Source organism: uncultured Dysosmobacter sp., assembly GCF_947631635.1.
Lineage (GTDB): Bacteria > Bacillota > Clostridia > Oscillospirales > Oscillospiraceae > Oscillibacter.
Window position 1 is genome coordinate 1 of record NZ_CANRMB010000013.1, and the last position, 18,240, is coordinate 18,240.

Annotated in this window: 22 protein-coding genes and 2 pseudogenes; all 24 read left to right on the forward strand. The window is 57.2% G+C overall.

Translation table 11 applies throughout. The annotated features are described in order from the left end of the window. A pseudogene (locus Q0Z71_RS08205) lies at nt 1–1,032 on the forward strand (helicase); the annotation flags it as partial. Nucleotides 1,033–1,126: 94 nt separating this feature from the next. Further along, on the forward strand, nt 1,127–1,354 hold the full coding sequence (locus Q0Z71_RS08210; RefSeq protein WP_287827342.1) for a hypothetical protein: 228 nt from the start codon (nt 1,127–1,129) through the stop codon (nt 1,352–1,354). 57 nt (nt 1,355–1,411) lie between these two features. Continuing rightward, a complete protein-coding gene (locus Q0Z71_RS08215) occupies nt 1,412–1,690 on the forward strand; it encodes a hypothetical protein (RefSeq protein WP_256264320.1) in 279 nt (92 codons plus the stop codon). 499 nt (nt 1,691–2,189) lie between these two features. Beyond that, on the forward strand, nt 2,190–3,500 hold the full coding sequence (locus Q0Z71_RS08220; RefSeq protein WP_256264319.1) for an ATP-binding protein: 1,311 nt from the start codon (nt 2,190–2,192) through the stop codon (nt 3,498–3,500). A 28-nt stretch (nt 3,501–3,528) separates the two neighbouring features. Then, nucleotides 3,529–3,890: pseudogene (locus tag Q0Z71_RS08225) on the forward strand (hypothetical protein); the annotation flags it as partial. A 116-nt stretch (nt 3,891–4,006) separates the two neighbouring features. After that, complete coding sequence (locus Q0Z71_RS08230) at nt 4,007–4,345, forward strand: DUF3848 domain-containing protein (protein WP_256264318.1); 339 nt, start codon at nt 4,007–4,009, stop codon at nt 4,343–4,345. A 1-nt stretch (nt 4,346) separates the two neighbouring features. Beyond that, nucleotides 4,347–5,297 (forward strand): DUF3991 and TOPRIM domain-containing protein, encoded by a 951-nt coding sequence (locus Q0Z71_RS08235; protein ID WP_298020748.1) that lies wholly within the window; start codon nt 4,347–4,349, stop codon nt 5,295–5,297. Continuing rightward, a complete protein-coding gene (locus tag Q0Z71_RS08240) occupies nt 5,285–6,217 on the forward strand; it encodes a ParM/StbA family protein (protein WP_298020751.1) in 933 nt (310 codons plus the stop codon). Before Q0Z71_RS08235 ends, Q0Z71_RS08240 begins: the two co-directional genes overlap by 13 nt. Beyond that, complete coding sequence (locus tag Q0Z71_RS08245) at nt 6,214–6,495, forward strand: hypothetical protein (protein ID WP_256264315.1); 282 nt, start codon at nt 6,214–6,216, stop codon at nt 6,493–6,495. Before Q0Z71_RS08240 ends, Q0Z71_RS08245 begins: the two co-directional genes overlap by 4 nt. A gap of 93 nt (nt 6,496–6,588) precedes the next feature. Continuing rightward, the gene (locus Q0Z71_RS08250) at nt 6,589–6,966 is read left to right on the forward strand and encodes a hypothetical protein (protein ID WP_298020756.1); all 378 of its coding nucleotides are present in this window, start codon (nt 6,589–6,591) and stop codon (nt 6,964–6,966) included. A gap of 199 nt (nt 6,967–7,165) precedes the next feature. Beyond that, the gene (locus Q0Z71_RS08255; RefSeq protein WP_256264313.1) at nt 7,166–7,939 is read left to right on the forward strand and encodes a Fic family protein; all 774 of its coding nucleotides are present in this window, start codon (nt 7,166–7,168) and stop codon (nt 7,937–7,939) included. A gap of 72 nt (nt 7,940–8,011) precedes the next feature. Continuing rightward, nucleotides 8,012–8,335: a plasmid mobilization protein gene (gene mobC, locus Q0Z71_RS08260; protein ID WP_256264312.1), complete on the forward strand. Its 324-nt coding sequence runs from the start codon at nt 8,012–8,014 to the stop codon at nt 8,333–8,335. Between the two features lie 37 nt (nt 8,336–8,372). Continuing rightward, nucleotides 8,373–9,761: a relaxase/mobilization nuclease domain-containing protein gene (locus Q0Z71_RS08265; protein ID WP_298020762.1), complete on the forward strand. Its 1,389-nt coding sequence runs from the start codon at nt 8,373–8,375 to the stop codon at nt 9,759–9,761. Further along, entirely contained in the window at nt 9,703–10,602 is a 900-nt protein-coding gene (locus tag Q0Z71_RS08270) for a PcfB family protein (RefSeq protein WP_256264310.1), read from the forward strand. The genes Q0Z71_RS08265 and Q0Z71_RS08270 overlap by 59 nt, the downstream gene beginning before the upstream one ends. 3 nt (nt 10,603–10,605) lie before the next feature. Continuing rightward, nucleotides 10,606–11,496 (forward strand): hypothetical protein, encoded by an 891-nt coding sequence (locus tag Q0Z71_RS08275; RefSeq protein WP_298020765.1) that lies wholly within the window; start codon nt 10,606–10,608, stop codon nt 11,494–11,496. A 12-nt stretch (nt 11,497–11,508) separates the two neighbouring features. Further along, complete coding sequence (locus Q0Z71_RS08280) at nt 11,509–11,700, forward strand: hypothetical protein (RefSeq protein WP_298020769.1); 192 nt, start codon at nt 11,509–11,511, stop codon at nt 11,698–11,700. Beyond that, on the forward strand, nt 11,687–13,549 hold the full coding sequence (locus tag Q0Z71_RS08285; RefSeq protein WP_298020772.1) for a VirD4-like conjugal transfer protein, CD1115 family: 1,863 nt from the start codon (nt 11,687–11,689) through the stop codon (nt 13,547–13,549). The genes Q0Z71_RS08280 and Q0Z71_RS08285 overlap by 14 nt, the downstream gene beginning before the upstream one ends. Then, a complete protein-coding gene (locus Q0Z71_RS08290) occupies nt 13,503–13,847 on the forward strand; it encodes a glutamyl-tRNA amidotransferase (RefSeq protein WP_298020774.1) in 345 nt (114 codons plus the stop codon). Before Q0Z71_RS08285 ends, Q0Z71_RS08290 begins: the two co-directional genes overlap by 47 nt. A gap of 67 nt (nt 13,848–13,914) precedes the next feature. After that, complete coding sequence (locus Q0Z71_RS08295) at nt 13,915–14,751, forward strand: hypothetical protein (RefSeq protein WP_298020777.1); 837 nt, start codon at nt 13,915–13,917, stop codon at nt 14,749–14,751. 12 nt (nt 14,752–14,763) lie between these two features. Next, nucleotides 14,764–14,973 (forward strand): hypothetical protein, encoded by a 210-nt coding sequence (locus Q0Z71_RS08300; RefSeq protein ID WP_256264304.1) that lies wholly within the window; start codon nt 14,764–14,766, stop codon nt 14,971–14,973. Nucleotides 14,974–14,985: 12 nt separating this feature from the next. Continuing rightward, nucleotides 14,986–15,291 carry a hypothetical protein gene (locus tag Q0Z71_RS08305; RefSeq protein ID WP_256264303.1) on the forward strand — a complete coding sequence of 102 codons (306 nt, stop codon included), beginning with the start codon at nt 14,986–14,988 and terminating at the stop codon, nt 15,289–15,291. A 27-nt stretch (nt 15,292–15,318) separates the two neighbouring features. Then, the gene (locus tag Q0Z71_RS08310) at nt 15,319–15,528 is read left to right on the forward strand and encodes a hypothetical protein (protein WP_256264302.1); all 210 of its coding nucleotides are present in this window, start codon (nt 15,319–15,321) and stop codon (nt 15,526–15,528) included. 11 nt (nt 15,529–15,539) lie between these two features. Then, nucleotides 15,540–15,905, forward strand: a complete 366-nt coding sequence (locus tag Q0Z71_RS08315; protein WP_256264301.1) for a PrgI family protein — start codon at nt 15,540–15,542, stop codon at nt 15,903–15,905. Beyond that, a complete protein-coding gene (locus Q0Z71_RS08320) occupies nt 15,898–18,231 on the forward strand; it encodes a VirB4-like conjugal transfer ATPase, CD1110 family (RefSeq protein ID WP_298020781.1) in 2,334 nt (777 codons plus the stop codon). The genes Q0Z71_RS08315 and Q0Z71_RS08320 overlap by 8 nt, the downstream gene beginning before the upstream one ends. The last annotated feature ends 9 nt before the right edge of the window (nt 18,232–18,240 follow it).

Consider the following 18,240-nt stretch of genomic DNA (forward strand, 5'->3'; position numbering starts at 1 on the left):
TCGCACGCACGGTGTGAAGCGGGGGAAAAGGTGGAAAGCGGCGCTGACGCGCCGCTCAGACCTTACCTATCGCTATCCTGGCGGCCCTCCGACCTTCAGCAGCGGGAGGGCCGGATCATCCGGCAGGGCAACGAGAATGACGAGGTGGACATCTACACCTATGTCACCGAGAACACCTTTGACAGCTATCTCTATCAGCTGGTGGAGGGCAAGCAGAAGTTCATCGGGCAGATCATGACCAGCAAATCCCCAGTCCGGTCCTGCGAGGATATAGACGAAACCGCCCTGTCCTACGCGGAGATCAAGGCCCTCTGCACCGGCAATCCCCACATCAAGGAGAAGATGGACTTGGACATTGACGTGCAGCGGCTTCGGCTCCTGAAGGCCAACCACCTCAGCCAGCGGTATGCCCTGGAGGACCAGATCATCAAAGAACTGCCCCAGCAGATCGCACGGTTTGAGCAGTATATTGAGGATTATCTTTCCGATATGGACCGGCTGAAAGAGAACACCCATCCCAACAAGGACGGCTTCTCCCCCATGGAGGTGGAGGGGACCGTCTACACCGACAAGAAAGCCGCGGGCAGCGCTATCCTCGCCGCCTGCAAAGCCATGACCAGCCCCGATCCTGTCCCTTTGGGCCAGTACCGGGGCTTTACTATGGACTTGTCCTTTGATTCTTTTAAGAGAGAGTTCCAAATCACTCTGAAAGGAACAACTCACCTCACCGCGCCCATCGGCTCCGACATTTTTGGCAATATTCTTCGACTAGATCATCTGCTGGATGGTATGGAAGATCGGATGCGCGCCTGCAAGGAACAACTTGAAAATACCAAACTACAACTCGAAAATGCCAAACTGGAGGTGGATAAGCCCTTCCCCCATGAGGACGAACTGAAAACAAAATCCGCCCGTCTGGACGAGTTGAACATCCTGCTGAACATGGACAAACGGGAGAACGAGATCGTGGATGGAGATGTGGGGGATGAAGTCACAGCCCCCGCCCGCGGCAACCCCGACCGGGAACGCTGACCGCGCAGCGGCACATCATCGTGCCGCTTACATATCCGCACCTTTGCGCACACAGACGGCGTATGGTATCCTGTCCGTGACAGGAGGTGTGGATATGCGGAAAATCCGTGTCAATCAGGTCCGATGTAACCGCTGCGGGGAGGTAATCGTTTCCCGCACCCGACACGACCTGTGGTGGTGCAGTTGCCGGAGTGTGGCCGTGGACGGTGGGACCGACTATCTGCGGCGGATCACAGGTGACACTTCCGCTTCCTATACGGAACTCAGCGAGTACGAGGGCGAGCCGATCCATACAAGCGGAGCGCAGGACGGGGCCGGTTAACAAGTATCCGGCGTACCGATACAATAAAAAAGCAAAGCAGAAAGGACAAGATAAGAGATGGAGCAACAGGATATGATGGGGCAGCCCGAACACGATACCGGCCTGCCAGCTGACAGGAGTTATCTGGAGTGCGGCCTGCCTGACTTTCTGCGGGAGTCCATCGCGCAGATGCAGGCGGCCTGGGACCGGCTGGATCGGGGCGAAGAGGACCTGCGCTGGGACTGCGACTACTGTAATTTGCAGACGGACATCAACAACGCGGAGGTTAACCAAGTCATCAGCTCGGAACAGGCATGGTATCTCCGGGAGAAGTATCTGCGAATAGAGCGAGAGTGAGAAGCTGTACCTGCCAGTGAAGCGGATTACCAGATGATTTGATATGGAGGGCGTTATGAGCGATCAGGTGATGAACCAATCCCGGTCAGACCGTCAACTCCAGGAGGACTGCGCGGCGATTTACGAAGCCCTGGAAATGACCAGACCGGATGCTCAAAAGGCCATTGAAAGCCTGCGCTGGGAATCGTCCGACACACCAGAACCGCCCTGGCTGAGATCAATGCGGAGATCAGAGCGGCCAGAGAGGAACAGAAGAAGTGAGAGTGAACTACTACGCTGTGTTCAACACCAACGTGCTGGTGGCTACCCTCCTGAGAAAGCACCCATACGGGCCTACGGTCTTCGCATGGCAAGTAACAGGGCGTCATAGTGATTGCACAGCTGGGGGATATTCAAATTCTCCCGGCTGCCGATTTCCCTTGTAATCGCGTGAAAATCGCGATATAATTTAGATAATCGAGATAATGCCGGATAATAAATCTTTGGAGGTGATACATCCATGCGGTACGAGGAAAGTGCTGTGCTGGAATTAAAGGAACAGGTCAATGCAGATTTCAAAAAAGAGATCATCGCCTTTGCCAATACGGACGGCGGCGAGATATTTGTCGGCGTTGCGAAGGACGGCAGCATCACGGGCGTAGAAAACGCCGAGGCGGAGATGGAGCGGATCGGCAACATGATCCGGGATGGCATCAAGCCGGACCTGACCGCCTACACCGCCATTGAAAAGGTCATGGAGGGCGGTAAGGCATTGATCCATGTCACAGTGTCCCGCGGCTTGAAGCGGCCTTACCACCTGATCGACAAGGGGCTGAAACCGTCAGGTGTTTTTGTACGGCACGGAGTTTCCTCCGTCCCGGCCACGGATGAGGCCATCCGCGAGATGATAAGAGACAGTGATGGGACAGCCTTTGACAAAATGCGCTCCACCAATCAGGAGTTGACCTTTCAGTACGCCCAGGACTTTTTTTCCAAATCCAGGCTGGAGTTTGATGAAGTCCACAAGCATACACTGGGACTGATCGACGGGGACGGCTACTACACCAATACCGCCCTGCTGCTCTCAGACCAATGCGGCCATATCATCCGCTGCGCCGTCTACGAGGGGACGGGGAAAAACAAGTTCAAGACGCGCAAGGAGTTCTCCGGTTCCATTTTGAAGCAGGTGGATGACACCTATGAATTTTTGCAGCTGAATAACGGCCTGCACTCCACATTTGAGGGGCTGCGGCGGATCGACAATCTGGACTACCCGGAGGCCGCGTTGAGAGAGGCGCTGCTGAACGCCGTTGTCCATCGGGACTATGATTATTCCGGCAGTATCATCATCAACATCTACGATGACCGCATGGAATTTATCTCCCTGGGTGGGCTGGTCAAGGGACTGACACTCCAGGACATTCAGAGTGGGGCCTCCCAGCCCCGGAACATGGTGATCGCCAATATCTTCTACCGTCTGGACCTGATTGAAAGCTATGGGACCGGGATACAGAAGATCATGGAAAGCTACGCTTCCTGCATGGATCAGCCGGTGTTTAGTCCCGCGCCCGCGTCCTTTGTCGTGACCCTGCCCAACCGTAATCACGCTCATACCGCTGTTTTTGACGCCGCGCTGACATACGAGGAAAACATCTTAAATCTGCTTCAAAGCCGGGATCATGTGACCCGTAAGGAAGTGGAGCAGTTTTTGGGATGCTCCGCCTTTCCCGCGACCAACGCGCTCAATTCGCTGATCCGGCAGGGTAAAATCGTCAAAACAGGTACGGCGCGGGGAACACGCTATGTCTTAGCCAATCAACAGATCAAATAAACTGGAGGAACAACGGGACCAGATTGGTCGGATGCCGCAATCCACCTCTGACGAGATCGTTGAGAAATATGTAGAGATGAATGTGGCGCACCCATTCCGGGAGGAGAACGGGAGAAGCCCCCAGCTCTGGCTGGACGCGATACTGAAACAGGAACTTCGGCAGGTCATTGACTGGAGCTGGGTTGACAAGCAGGACTATCTACTGGCGATGGAACGCAGCCCTGTCCGGGATCTGGAAATCAAGGCCCTTTTAAGAGCAGTCGAATCAACGACCGGGAGGTTTATATGAAGGGCGTGGATGCAAGTTACCACTACGAGGGCTACGACGTCTACAAGGCGGCGCTGCGTAGTGAGCGGCCACGGCAGAAACCGGGCCGGGATGCCCGATAAAATGATCACATGCCTTTTTGGCAAGGCCGTGTCTGCGGCCTTGCCGTTTTACATAGCCGGGAGGTTTTCATCTGGAGATCTCCCGGCTATCACTATTTTATAAGGAGTGATACAGCATGGCCAACAAAGAAATGATGCGCCAACTTTATGAACGGATGGTAGCCGAGCAGCAGAAGTATAAGGCATGGCTTCTGGAGCAGCCCCCCAATGTGATCCTGGACAATACCTGCAAATTCACGGTCCGGGAGGACATTGTGATGGAGTTGGAGGTACTGGAACTGACGGACGCCCAGGCCGCGGCCCTATTGCGGTCCCGGACCCCGCTGGCGGATGTTTACAAGGCATGGCAGCAGGCGGAAACTAACCACATGAACGATGTACGGGATGTGATCGAGGCCCGTGCCAACGCCATCATACAGGCTGAAAAGGAAAAGGGCCAGCGGGAGGAACGGTAGGATGGGCTATGTCACCCCGGAGCAGATCGCCCAGGCCAAGGAATGGGACCTGCTGACCTATCTCCAGCGGTATGACCCGCACCAGCTCGTCCATGTGGGCGGAAGCACCTACTGCACCCGTGAGCATGACAGCTTGAAGATCAGCAACGGAAAATGGAACTGGTTCTCCCGCAAAATCGGCGGGAAAACGGCCCTGGACTATCTTATCAAGGTCCAGGGCTTTTCCTTTACCGAGGCGGTGGAAGCCCTGACGGGGCCGAACTTCTCTCTCCCGTCTCCGGCACCTCAAGCCCGGCCAAAGGAGCAGGGACCCCGGAAGCTGGTCCTCCCCCAAGCCAGCCGGTGCGCCACCCACATGGTCAACTATCTTCATGGGCGGGGTATTGACTATGATGTGATCGATTACTGCATCCAGACCGGGCGTTTGTATGAAAGTCTGCCCTATCACAACGCCGTATTCGTGGGCCGGGACCGGCAGGGCCAGCCCCGCTACGCCGCCCTGCGGGGCATCATAGGGGACTTCAAGGGCGAGGCCCCCGGCAGCGACAAGCGGTATTCCTTTGCCATCGCGGAGGACCCTGCCGCACCCAGCGTCCACCTGTTTGAATCGGCTATTGACCTATTGAGCTACGCCACCCTGCTGAAAATGAAGGGCCGGGACTGGCGGCAGGACGCCATGCTCTCCCTGGGTGGGGTGTTCAAGCAGAAACAGGAGTTTGTCATCCCCATGGCTCTCAGCCAGTACCTTCAGGACCACCCCGGCGTCCACACGCTCTGCCTCCACCTGGACAATGACGAGGTGGGCCGGGACGCAGCAGCGGGTATCATGGCCGGCCTGGGGAACAGATACGAGGTATTGGACAGGCCGCCACCCAGCGGCAAGGATGTAAACGATCTGCTGCTCCAGCGGAGGTTGGGGCAGGCAAAGAGGAAGGAGGAATGGAGCCGGTGAAAGACCATCAGGGCATGAAGATCATCGGGATAGACAATGGCTACGGCAACATCAAGACTGCAAACTGCTGTTTTCCCGCGGGGCTGACCGTTCATGACGCAGAGCCGGTATTCAAAGACGATCTGCTGGTCTATGACGGACGCTACTACCTGATTGGGACAGGCCACAAGGAGTTTAAGGCGGACAAGACCGGGGACGATGACTACTATATCCTCACCCTGGCCGCTATCGCCCGTGAGCTGAATGTATATGGCCTGACAGACGCCACGGTATATCTTGCAGTGGGATTGCCCCTCACCTGGGTAAGCCGGCAACGGGAGGATTTCAAAGCCTACCTCACGCGGAACCGGGAACTGGCTTTTACCTTCCGGGGAAAAGCCTACCGGGTGGAGATCGCCGGGGTGGATGTGTTTCCCCAGGGCTTCGCGGCAGTGGCCGGCCAGATCAGGGACTTCCAGGGCGTGAATATGCTCTGTGACATTGGCAACGGCACCATGAACATCATGTTCATCAACGACCGCAAGCCTGTTGTGGACCGGATGTTTACTGAGAAGTATGGCACCCATCAATGTATGCTGGCCGTCCGGGAGAATGTTATGCGGACCCACCATGCCACGGTGGACGAGTCGATCATCAACCGGGTGCTGCGGTTCGGCACAGCGGATATTCGGGAGGACTACCTGACCACCATCCGGGAAACCGCCGCAGAGTATGTGGGCGAGATTTTCCGCATCCTGCGGGAGCATGAGTACAACCCCGCTCTTATGCGGCTCCATGTGCTGGGCGGCGGAAGCTGTCTGGTCCGCAACTTCGGGGCTTATGACGCCGACCGCGTAACGATCTACGAGGATATCTGCGCCACCGCCAAGGGCTATGAGTTCCTGTGTGAGCAGGCTTTGCACAGGGGGACGAGAGAATGAATACCAAACGGTTTTCGCTCCGATTTAACCTTGACCGGGAGGATGACCGCAGGGCATGGGAAGCCCTGCACCGCATGGACACCCGATCCATCAATCAGGAGATCATCGCCAGGATCAACGCAAAAGAGCAAACCGATGTGTTGAAAGAGCTGATCCGTCAGACCGTATCTGAAGAATTGGAGCGAACCGCAAAGAACAGCCGTGACCGGCCAGCAGCGCAGGCGGAAGCCAGCGCGGAGGACCTAAACACCGTGTTTGACTTCCTGAACAGTTTTTAGCGGCATCACCTATGATGCCGCTTTTTCCCGCCCGTCGAGGGGAATGGCATCACCTATGATGCCGCAAAAATCATAATAGGAGCTTGTCACTCCATGAGTGAAAAGGCCCTGTGTGAAGTCAATATGACCTATGTAACCATGCGAAGTTATTTTCGCGCAGCAGAACGTGCCCGCCAGCATTTGTCCGGCTTCATTGTGTTCTCTCCGGCCAGCTTTGACAAGGAGTATTCCGTGGAAAGCCGTACCTATGCGGTGTCCAGCGACAACAAGGCGTTTCGGCCTAATATAGGCGGATATTCCATCTATGCTTCGTCCCTGGATGGCTCCGATCCCTGTGTCCGCCTGGAACAGTATATGGCATCGGAGTACGGCGGCAAGAACGGCTGGCAAATTGAGCGGTACTATATGATGTCCGATGAAGTGGAGCGGGCGAAGGCCCTCATGCGAACCGAAAAAGAGCATGAGCGATAACAAAGAGGCCAAGCCCGCACACTCTTCAGCGCCGCAGGCGCGGAGGATGGCGGTATTGTCTTAGCAAGCAACGAATCTGTCCGTACAGATTCCGCTTGACAGGGGCTCGCCGCCCCTATGACCCCGCCAAAATTCATGGATGCAGTCCGCCCAAAATGTGATATAATGAAGAAAACTCTTGCAGACAGGGAGGGCTACCATGACCGACTATGAAAAGGCGCTGGCTCTATGGCAGCGCAAGCACATCACCACGGATGCGGAGTTGGCCGAGGCCCTGAACGGCCACAGCATTTCTTTCGCCTACCACTCCGGGAAACTGGAAAATGAGAATATCACCTACCACGACACGCGGGAGATTTTCGAGCATGACGGCGTGACCTCCTATACCGGCGACCTGCGCACTCTGTTTGAAATCCGCAACGCGAAAGAGGCCAACGAACTGTTCCTCCGCGCGTTCCGGGAGCGGCGGGCGCTGGACGAGGCGTTTGTCAAGGAATTGCAGCTCCAGTTGACCCACGGCACCTATGACACCCGCCGCTGGCAGCTGGGGGAGCGCCCCGGCGAATACAAGCGCCACGACTATGTGACGGGCCGTGAGGAAGTGGGCGCCGCGCCGGAGGACGTGGCGGACGAGATGGGCGAGTTGCTTTCTGAGATCCAGGACGTCCCTGTGCAGAACGCATTGACCGCCGCAGCCTATTTCCATGCCAAGTTCGAGAACATCCACCCCTTTGCGGATGGAAACGGGCGCACCGGGCGACTGGCCATGAATTATTTTCTGGTGCTGCGCGACCATCCCCCCATCGTCATCCACGAGGAGGACCGCAAGGGTTACTATGAGGCGCTGGAGGCATGGGATCGGGAGCAGGAATTGGAACCCCTGCGGCAGTTTCTTCGGGACCAGACAGCAAAGACCTGGGAAAAACAGATCGCGCGGGCGGAAAAGCAAAAGGGCCGCTCCATGGACAGATAACCAAATACCAGACGAAAGCACCAACTGCGATCAGTTGGTGCTTTTTTCATGCCATAAGAAATGAGGGAACCTATGAAAAAGCGAAATTGCCGGTTTGAAGTGCGTTTTACCAAAGATGAACTCTCCGACCTGACGAAGAAAGCGCGGAAAGCGCGTTTGACCAACGCCGCCTTTATCCGCCGCGCTGTGTGCGGGGCCGAGGTCAGGGAGGCTCCCCCCGCCGACGTCCCCGCGCTAATCCAGGAGGTGCGGCGCGTGGGGAATAACCTGAATCAGATCATGAAGCGGGCCAACGCCCTCGGCCTGCTGGATGTGCCCCAGCTCCGCAAGGCACTGGAGGATAACCGGGCTGTGGAGAAACTGATCGCGGACACCTATACCGTGCCTTCCGACTGATATGGCTGTGACCTCCATCTGGCCCATTCATGGGCGCGTGGACAAGGTAATCGACTACGTCCGGAACCCGGAAAAGACCACTGAGGCCGGTTTGCCGGAGCTGGCGTCTCTTCATGCCGTTGAGGATGTGGTGGAGTATGCCGCCGACGAGATGAAAACGGAGCGCCGGTCCTATGTGTCCTGCCTGAACTGCCGGGAGGACACCGCTGCCGCACAGTTCATGGAAACGAAGCGGCTGTGGGGCAAGTCTGGGGGCCGGGTATGCTACCACGGGTATCAGTCCTTCAAAGCGGATGAGGTCACGGCGGAGACAGCCCATGAGATCGGCGTCAGGCTGGCGGAGGAGCTGTGGGGCGGGCGTTTTGAAGTTGTAGTGGCGACCCACTGCAATACCGGACACTATCACAACCACTTTGTCATCAACTCCGTGTCCTGGGTTGATGGAAAAAAGTTCTACAACTCTCCCGCCGACTATGCCCGGATGCGGGAGGTATCGGACCGTCTGTGCCGGGAATACGCCATCTCCGTGATCGAGAACCCTGGCAGACAGACAAAGGACTATGCCGAATGGCGGGCCGAGCGTGATGGAAAAACCACCCACCGGGGCACTATCCGGGCCGACATCGACCGGGCTATCCGCGCTTCCACTACTGAGCGCGACTTCCTGCGGGTGCTGGACGAAATGGGCTATCAGGTCAAGACCCACGGGAAGGACGGAAAGCCCCTGAAATATCCCGCATTGAAGCCACCGGACGCAAAGGGCTATTTCCGTTTCCACAAGCTGGGTGAGGGCTACACGCTGGAGGAGATCAGGGCGCGTATTCTACGCAACATTCACAAGCAGCCCCCGTTCCCGGAGCTTGTCCATCACCTGCCCCAGCATTACCGGGTGCGGGGAAAGCCCCAGAAGAACGTCACCGGCCTGCGGGCGCTGTACTTCCGTTACTGCTATGAACTCCACATCATCGTCAAGCAGCCGGCATCCGTCAAGCGGGTGTCTTTTTTATTGCGGGAGGACATCGCCAAGCTGGACCGTCTGGACGCGGAAACCCGCTTTTTGGGGAAACACCACATTGGAACGATTGAGGAATTGACTACCCACCGGGAAACGGCGTTGATGGAGGCGAACGCCCTGGCTGCCCAGCGGCAGGAACTCCGAAAGGAGCTTCGACGGCGCAGCCGTCAGGGTGACGCCATGGCCGCAGGCGAGGTGAAACAGCGGATCAGCGCCCTGTCCGGTAGGATCAGGGCGGCGCGAAAGGAGGTGGTCCTATGTGACAGCATCGCCCAGCGTTCCGGGCAGGTCCGAGAGAACCTGGGACGGCTGGTGAAGCAAAAGGAACTGGAACGAAAGGAGCAATCAAACGATGAGTTATTCAGGCGACGCGGCGGAGCAAGTCGTGAGGATGTCGCTGGAAACAGGTGAGGTTGCGGTCAGACTGGCCGGCTCCGGGGCCAAACAGCTTGCCGTTTTGATCTATGCCATCCTGCGGGAGCAGAAAAAGACAGCGGGCAAGGCCCGTCTGACCAATATGCTCCGCAGCGGCAAGGAGCTGAAGGTGTTTGCCGTGAAGGACAGCGATCTCCAGCTCTTTTGCCGGGAGGCAAAAAAGTACGGCGTCCTCTACTGTGTATTAAAGGACCGGGACGCCACGGATGGACTGACCGACATCATGGCGAGGGCGGAGGACGCCGGCAAGATCAACCGCATCATTGAGCGGTTCGGCCTTGCCACCGTAGATATGGCCCAGGTCAAGCAGGAGATCGAACAGAGCCGGGCGGAGCGGCGGATGGACGCCCCGGAAACACCTGCGGCGGAACCGGCAGCCGGGGTGGACACTCCCCAGGCGCCGATGACTGAGCGGGAGATGGATGGATTTCTGGACGCCATGCTTGCCCCGGCCCCGGAACATGGCCCGGTTGTTCCGGAGCGCGACGATCCGGACCGGGACCTGGATGAGTTTTTGAAGGCGGCGCGGGGCGCGTCCTCTGCCAGAGAGGAGGGCAGGACCGAAAACCCCACCGTGGGCCGGACCGAGAAATCCCGTCTGTCCGAGCCTACCTCAAAGCCCAAAGAGGCCGCCGAGCCGGGTATCCCTGATCCGCTGGAGCGTCCCCGTCCCTCTGTCCGTCAGGCATTGAAGGAGATACGGGCGGAGCAGAAGCAGCGGGTGGAGGAGAAAGCCAGAGAGAACGCTGGGCGGCAGAAGCCCCTCCAGCACAAAGCACCCCCGAAAAAGAAAATCAAAAAACAGAAGGAGCGGTAATGTATGCCGAACTATGATGATCTGTTTACCGGCCAGCCCACCCAACAGGAGGAGAAGCCCTTTGACAAGACGGTTTGGGCGGCGCGAAAGCAGGCGGAGCGCGAGGGCGTCTACGCCATGATCGACAGCTATGTACAGGATATGGGCAGAGAGGGCGGGCTGTTCCAAGCCTACCTGGATGTGCAGGCCCGGTTTGACCTCTACTCCGTGAGCAACGCCATCCTGATCGCGGCCCAGTGCCCGGAGGCCACCAAACTGGCCGACTTCGACAGCTGGAAAGCCAACGGCGTGTATGTCCGGCGAGGAGCGGATGCTATCACCATTCTGGAACCGGGTAAGGAGTACCAGCGGGACGATGGCAGCGTGGGCGTGTCCTACAATGTGCGGAAGGTCTTTGACATTTCCCAGACCAGGGCCGCCCAGCGCCCCGCCCCCACCACGGTCCGGGATGAACGCCTGCTGCTGAAGGCCCTGATGAACGATGCCCCCTGCCGGTTTGCTATCTCCAACGAACTGCCGGAGGGCGTCAATGTGGCCTATCATCCCCAGGAGCATACCGTCTATGTCCGCCAGGGGTTGGACGCCCCTACCATCTTCCGGGGGCTGGCCCAGGAGCTTGCCCGCGCCCACATGGACCGTGATGGGATTACCTGTGAAAGCCCCGATTTTACGGCGTACAGCGTGTCTTATATGCTGTGCAAAAGAAATGGCGTATCGGTAGAGGGCTTTTCCTTTGAACGCCTGCCGGAGAGCTATGCCGGGATGGACGCCAGGGCGCTCCGGGCTGAGGCGGGTGTCATACGGGATGTGGCCGGGAGTATCTCCGCCGATATGAACCGGCTCTTTGCCGCCCAGGAAAAGGCGCAGAAGAACCGAGATAACGCCGCGAGATAAGGAGGGCGCTCTATGCTCGATGAGAAGCGTGTAGTCACGCTGAATGACTACGAACAACGGCTTATGGTGCGGGGCCTGACTGACTTCCGCAACGACGCGCTCCGGGACGGCAAGCCCACCGAGGATGTGGACGATCTCATTCTCAAAGTCATAGACGCGCCCACGAAATGGGAGAAACGGAGGTCTGACCGTGAGGCAAGATAAGTTCTCCAAAGCCCACCTGATCCTCTACGCCTGCGGCATCATCCCTGTGGTCTGGCTGGCCCTGCTGCTGGCCCCTTATATGGGCGGCGGACTGGCAGGGCTGGTGCAGTATGGCGGGGCGGCGCTGGACCATCCGTTTCACATTGTATGGTGTGAGGACAGCTTGAAAACTGTCCTCATTTTTTTGTCGTGCTACGGGCTAGGGATCGGCGTCTACCTCTCCACCGACCGCAACTACCGCAGGCGGGAGGAACACGGCTCCGCCAGATGGGGCGATCCAAAAGGAATCAACAGGAAATATGCGGATAAGGAGCTGACCGCGAACAAAATTCTCACACAGAATGTCGCCATTGGGCTGGATGGCCGCAGACACCGGCGCAATCTGAATGTCCTGGTGGTGGGAGGCAGCGGCGCGGGCAAGACCAGGTTCTACGCCAAGCCCAACATTATGAACGCCAACACCAGCCTGATCGTACTGGACTGCAAAGGCGAGATCTTGCGCGACACCGGGGGACTGCTTGAAGCAAACGGCTACGACATCAAGGTGCTTGACCTCAACAGCATGGAGAAAAGCCACTGCTACAACCCTTTTGCCTATCTCCGCAGCGACAACGACATCCAGCGGCTTGTGACCAACCTGTTCAAGAACACCACGCCCAAAGGCGCACAGTCACAGGACCCCTTCTGGGATCAGGCGGCGCAGATGCTCTTGCTGGCTCTGGTGTTCTATCTCCACTACGAAGCCCCGCCCGAAGAACGGAACTTCTCCATGGTCATGGAAATGATCCGGGCTGGCGAGGTCCGGGAGGATGATGACACCTACCAATCCCCGTTGGATGAACTCTTTGACCGCCTGGAAATGCGGGACCCGGAGCATATCGCCCTGAAATATTACCGCAATTACCGCTCCGGCAGCGGCAAGACCCTGAAGTCCATCCAGATCACGCTGGTGTCCCGGCTGGAGAAGTTCAATCTGGAATCGCTGGCCGGCATGACGCAGACGGACGAGATGGAATTGTGGAGTTTGGGGGAGAAAAAGACGGCCATCTTCGCCGTTATCCCGGACAACGACAGCAGCTTTAACTTCATCGTGGGGCTTCTCTACACCCAGCTATTCCAACAGTTGTACTATCAGGCGGACGTGGTACACGGCGGCAGGCTCCCCATCCATGTCCATTTTGTCATGGATGAGTTCAGTAATGTCGCTTTGCCTGATGAGTTTGACAAACTGCTTGCCACCATGCGGAGCCGTGAAATCTCCGTGAGTATCATCATCCAGAACCTCGCCCAGCTTAAGGCCCTTTTTGAAAAGCAGTGGGAGAGCCTTGTGGGAAATTGCGATGAATTTCTGTATATGGGCGGCAACGAGCAATCCACTCATGAGTATGTGTCCAAGCTGCTGGGCAAAGAAACCATTGATACGAACACCTACGGCCAGTCCAAAGGGCGGAGCGGCAGCTACTCCACCAACTGGCAGCTCACGGGCCGAGAACTGCTCATGCCGGATGAAGTGCGTATGCTGGATAACCAGTACGCGCTTCTTTTTATTCGCGGGGAGCGGCCCGTGCGGGACCTCAAGTATGACATCCTTAAACATCCCAATATCAAACTCACCACAGACGGCGGGGCGGAACCATACCGGCACGGCGAGGATACTCACAGCATCGTGTCTATCCGCTTTGACAAGGAGCTGTTGAAGCAGACAGCGGAAAAGGATGGTCAGGACGCGCCGAAACATCGCTTCATTCTTCTCACTGAGGAGGAGTTGGAACAAAAATTCATTGAACTGGAGGAACAAGAAAATGCTGAACAACAAAAAGGAAACGAAGCGGCTCCCCATGCCCGGTAAGGTAAAACAGGGCTTCCGCTGCTACTGCACGCTGGTAATGGCTGCGGCCCTGCTGGGCTGCTGCTCCATGACGGCCTTTGCCGCCGATGACCCCCTGGAGGTAGTCAACAATTTGTCGGAGTTCATTTTCGGTTTGATCCGGGCGGTGGGCCTGATCCTGCTGGGCTGGGGCATCGTTCAGGTGGGCCTCTCCCTCCAGAGCCACGACCCCTCCCAGCGGTCCAACGGCTTCCTCACCCTTGCGGGCGGCATTGTCATAACCTTTGCAAAGGAGATTTTGACCCTTATCACCGGCTGATGATGCAAAGTTATCCGAACACAGGGGGCAGGCTCCAAAAGCCTGTCCCCGAAAGGAGGTGCTTTGTGTGTCGGATAATTGGGTTGTGCAAAACCTGGAAAATGCGCTGGAGGTCTGGAACGGCAAGTTGAGTGAGATCTGGCAGCTTATCACCCAATCCCCCCAGGACTTCAAGGGCGGCGCAATCTGGGCCGTGATAGAGGACATCCACGGCGCGCTCCAGGCCATCGGCTACGCCCTGCTGGTACTGTTTTTTGTGGTGGGCGTGGTCAAGACCTGCGGCAGCTTTGTGGAGGTCAAAAAGCCGGAACACGCGCTGAAGCTGTTTGTCCGCTTTGTTCTGGCAAAGGCTCTAATCACCTATGGCATGGAGCTGATGCTGGCCCTTCTGGACATCATCCAGGGCGTGGTCTCCTCCATTATGAACGCGGCGGGCTTCGGCGCGCCATCGTCCACTGTTTTGCCCGCGGAGATCGTAACAGCCGTTGAGGATTGCGGCTTTTTTGAGAGCATCCCCCTGTGGGCGGTGACACTGATCGGTGGGCTTCTTATTTGGGTCCTGTCTTTTGTAATGATCTTGAGCGTCTACGGGCGCTTTTTTAAGATGTATATGTATGCTGCGCTGGCCCCCATCCCCCTGTCTACTTTTGCCGGGGAACCCAGCCAGAATGTGGGCAAGAGCTTTCTCAAAAGCTACGCCGCCGTGTGTCTGGAGGGGGCCGTCATCGTGCTGGCCTGTATCATCTTCTCCGTGTTCGCCAGTTCCCCGCCTGTTGTTGACCCGGACGCTGCGGCGGCCTCGATGGTGTGGAGCTACATTGGCGAAATTACCTTTAATATGCTTATTTTGGTGGGCAGCGTCAAAATGTCCGACCATGTGGTACGGGAAATGATGGGCTTATAGGAGGCACATTGGATGAAACGGTTTTATGTATTCAAGGACGGGACCCAGCAAGGGAGTACCGCCACGAGAGAGCTGGCGGTTGACCTAATCTGTCAGTATCAGAAATTGGAAACCCACCCCTTCCTGCGTGCGGAGTTCAGCATTATTGAGGGAGAGGAAGAATTTATCCCCTATCCCTCCCGCCAGAAACCGCCCAGGCAGAAGCGAGACATGGAGCGATAAGGAGGAGCAGCCATGAGTTTCGAAGATGAATACCGCGAATTGATGGAAAAGCCCATTGAGGAGATCAAAGAAGATATTTTCTTCCGTATGGACAATTTTCAACATGAACCGTGGTATGGTGAATTTGAGTTATTTCTGGCAGCGGGTGTCTGCCAGCCCCCGGAGGAACAAGCCCTGCAAGTCCGCAAGGCCCTGAAGGTGGTGGGCTACGACACCCACACTGTCAGCAGGGGCGGCAGGACCTATATCCTCCCCGGCGAGGCACGGCAAACCGCGCGGGAGCCGGAGCCAAAAAAGCATGATGACCGGGAGCGATAACCACCGGCATCGGGGAAGGAGCAGATCATGCGCCGGTTTTATCTATTCAAAGACGGGGTGCAGAAGGGCAGCATGGAGACACGGGAGGAAGCGTTAGAGATGATCTGCCTGTGGCAGAGCCGCGAAACCCACCCCTTCCTGCGTCCGCAGTTCAGTATCATTGAGGGGGAGGAAGAAGTGATCCCCTATCTATCCCAACAGAAACCGCCCAGGCAGAAGCGGGGCATGGAGCGATAAAGGAGGATATTTTGGAAGTCAAAATCAACCGTGAAATACGCAACTACACGGAGAGTATGTTTTTCGGGCTGTCTTTACGGCAGCTCATTTTTTCTGCCCTGGCAGTGGCCGTGGCCGTAGGGCTGTACTTTCTGCTGAAACCCTATGTCGGCACGGAAACCGTATCCTGGGTCTGCGTCCTGGGCGCGGCCCCCTTCGCCGCCCTGGGCTTTTTCACCTACCACGGCATGGCGGCGGAGCAATTCATCTGGGCGTGGCTGCGCTCGGAGGTGCTGGAACCCAGGGAACTGCGCTTTGAAGCGTCCACCCTCTACTATGATCTCTTGAAGTCCAGCATGGATAAATGGGAAAAGGAGGAATACAAGCGCCATGATTAAAAGTATCAAGGCCATCATGCGGCAGGACCGGGAGCCGTACCGCGTCCCCCGCAGGGTGCAGGATGTGATCCCCATTCAATGCGTCTGGCCGGACGGCATTTTTAAGGTAGGCGTCAAGTTCTCCAAGACCTACCGCTTCACCGACATCAATTACAAGGTGGCCGGTCAGGAGGATAAAGAAACCATGTTTCGGGTCTACTCGGAACTGCTGAACAGCCTGGATTGCGCCGCTACCACCAAGCTCACCATCTGCAACCGCCGTCAAAGCCAGGCGGATTTTGAGCAGTCTGTCCTTATGCCCATGCGGGAGGACGGACTGGACAAGTACCGCAGGGAGTACAATCAAATGCTCATGGACAAGGCGACCGGGGCCAACGGCATCACTCAGGAGAAGTATGTCACCATCACAGTCTACAAGCGGGATATTGAGGACGCCCGCGCCTACTTCACCCGCATCGGAGCCGATTTGGCCGCCCGCTTCGCCGCCCTCGGCTCCAAGTGCGTGGAGCTGGACACCACGGACCGGCTCCGTATCCTCCACGACTTCTACCGGGCCGGAGACGAGGGTAATTTTCATTTTGATATGGCGGATATGGCCCGGAAGGGCCACGACTTCAAGGACTACATCTGCCCGGACGGAATTGAGAAGCACAGCGACTATTTGAAGCTGGGCGGCCGCTATTGCCGGGTGCTGTTCCTGAAGGACTACGCCAACTATATCCAGGACGAGATCGTGACGAACCTGACCGACCTGGACCGCAATATGATGTTGTCCATCGACATCCTCAATGTGCCCACGGACGAGGCTGTGCGGGAGGTGGAGAACCGTCTGCTGGGGGTAGAGACGAATATCACGAACTGGCAGCGCCGGCAAAATCAGAACAACAACTTCTCCGCCATCGTCCCCTACGATATGGAATTACAGCGCAGGGAGAGCAAGGAGTTTTTGGCCGACCTGACCACCCGCGACCAGCGGATGATGCAGGCCGTCCTCACTCTGGTTATCACCGCCGACACCAAGCAGCAGCTTGATACCGACACAGAGAAGATACGCTCCCTGTCCGGGCGGTGCCAGCTGGCGGTGTTGAAATACCAGCAGATTGACGGTCTGAACACCGTCCTGCCTATCGGCACCCGGAAGATCAACGCCTTCCGCACCCTGACCACCGAGAGTCTGGCCGTGTTCATGCCCTTCAAGGTGCAGGAGATCATGGACCGGGGCGGCATCTACTTCGGGGAGAACGCCATTTCCCACAACCTTATCATGTGCAACAAGGCCAATCTGCTCAATCAGTCCTCCTTCCGGCTGGGCGTTCCCGGCTCCGGCAAGTCGTTCAGTGTGAAAGAGGAAATTGTGTTCCTCATTCTCAATACGGATGATGACATTCTGATTGCGGACCCGGAGGGTGAGTATGCCCCTCTCATTGAAGCTATGGACGGTCTGGGCGCTGTGATCCGGGTGGCCGCTGGTGGGAAAGACCGGCTCAACGCCATGTATATGGTGGACGGCTACGGCGAAAACAACCCCATTGTGGTGAAGTCTCAGTTCATCATGTCCCTGGTGGAGCGCATCGACCCCAAGGGCGTGGGGGCCAAGCAGAAGTCCATCATTGACCGCTGTACGGGGGACTTGTATGAAGAAGCGGAGCAGAAGAGTACAGTTCCCACCCTCGCCGCTCTCCGTGAAAAGCTGATGGAACAGCCGGAGGCGGAAGCGCGGGAGATCGCCCTGGCGCTGGAGCTGTTCACTACCGGCTCCCTGGACATCTTCGGCCACGACAGCACCGTGGACCTGGACAAGCGGGTGGTGGTGTTCGACATCCACGGCCTGGGCGAACAGTTGAAACCCATCGGCCACTTGGTCATCACCGACACCATGCTCAACCGCGTCACCCTGAACTGGAAGAAGGGTAGGCGCACCCATGTCTTTATCGACGAGTTCCATGTGATGTTTGAAAACGAGTTTTCCGCCGCCTTTTTCAACTCCGCGTGGCGGCAGTTCCGCAAGCGTAACGCCTACCCCACCGCCATTACCCAGAATGTGGAGTATCTTCTGGACTCCGTACAGGCCAGCACCATGCTCAGTAACTCCGAGTTCATCGTCATGCTCAATCAGGCGGCGGGCGACCGGGAGAAACTGGCCCATCTGCTGAATATCTCCGAGGAGCAGATGAGCTATATCACCAATGCAGACGCCGGGTGCGGCCTGATTAAATACGGTTCTGCCCTGGTGCCTTTCGTCAATCATTTTCCGCACAACACGGAGCTGTACCGCTTGATGACCACCAAGCCCGGTGAGGGCCGCTTTTCCGGGGGACGGGCTTGACGCCCGCCC

Bases quoted from the DNA above. Each gene is read 5' to 3' on its own strand.
- Q0Z71_RS08235 (WP_298020748.1), top strand. From the start codon at position 4,347: ATGGGCTATGTCACCCCGGAGCAGATCGCCCAGGCCAAGGAATGGGAC.
- Q0Z71_RS08215 (WP_256264320.1), top strand. From the start codon at position 1,412: ATGGAGCAACAGGATATGATGGGGCAGCCCGAACACGATACCGGCCTG.
- Q0Z71_RS08220 (WP_256264319.1), top strand. From the start codon at position 2,190: ATGCGGTACGAGGAAAGTGCTGTGCTGGAATTAAAGGAACAGGTCAAT.
- Q0Z71_RS08280 (WP_298020769.1), top strand. From the start codon at position 11,509: ATGCTCGATGAGAAGCGTGTAGTCACGCTGAATGACTACGAACAACGG.
- Q0Z71_RS08230 (WP_256264318.1), top strand. From the start codon at position 4,007: ATGGCCAACAAAGAAATGATGCGCCAACTTTATGAACGGATGGTAGCC.
- Q0Z71_RS08245 (WP_256264315.1), top strand. From the start codon at position 6,214: ATGAATACCAAACGGTTTTCGCTCCGATTTAACCTTGACCGGGAGGAT.
- mobC (WP_256264312.1), top strand. From the start codon at position 8,012: ATGAAAAAGCGAAATTGCCGGTTTGAAGTGCGTTTTACCAAAGATGAA.
- Q0Z71_RS08240 (WP_298020751.1), top strand. From the start codon at position 5,285: ATGGAGCCGGTGAAAGACCATCAGGGCATGAAGATCATCGGGATAGAC.
- Q0Z71_RS08275 (WP_298020765.1), top strand. From the start codon at position 10,606: ATGCCGAACTATGATGATCTGTTTACCGGCCAGCCCACCCAACAGGAG.
- Q0Z71_RS08270 (WP_256264310.1), top strand. From the start codon at position 9,703: ATGAGTTATTCAGGCGACGCGGCGGAGCAAGTCGTGAGGATGTCGCTG.
- Q0Z71_RS08310 (WP_256264302.1), top strand. From the start codon at position 15,319: ATGCGCCGGTTTTATCTATTCAAAGACGGGGTGCAGAAGGGCAGCATG.
- Q0Z71_RS08255 (WP_256264313.1), top strand. From the start codon at position 7,166: ATGACCGACTATGAAAAGGCGCTGGCTCTATGGCAGCGCAAGCACATC.
- Q0Z71_RS08305 (WP_256264303.1), top strand. From the start codon at position 14,986: ATGAGTTTCGAAGATGAATACCGCGAATTGATGGAAAAGCCCATTGAG.
- Q0Z71_RS08210 (WP_287827342.1), top strand. From the start codon at position 1,127: ATGCGGAAAATCCGTGTCAATCAGGTCCGATGTAACCGCTGCGGGGAG.
- Q0Z71_RS08300 (WP_256264304.1), top strand. From the start codon at position 14,764: ATGAAACGGTTTTATGTATTCAAGGACGGGACCCAGCAAGGGAGTACC.
- Q0Z71_RS08290 (WP_298020774.1), top strand. From the start codon at position 13,503: ATGCTGAACAACAAAAAGGAAACGAAGCGGCTCCCCATGCCCGGTAAG.
- Q0Z71_RS08320 (WP_298020781.1), top strand. From the start codon at position 15,898: ATGATTAAAAGTATCAAGGCCATCATGCGGCAGGACCGGGAGCCGTAC.
- Q0Z71_RS08250 (WP_298020756.1), top strand. From the start codon at position 6,589: ATGAGTGAAAAGGCCCTGTGTGAAGTCAATATGACCTATGTAACCATG.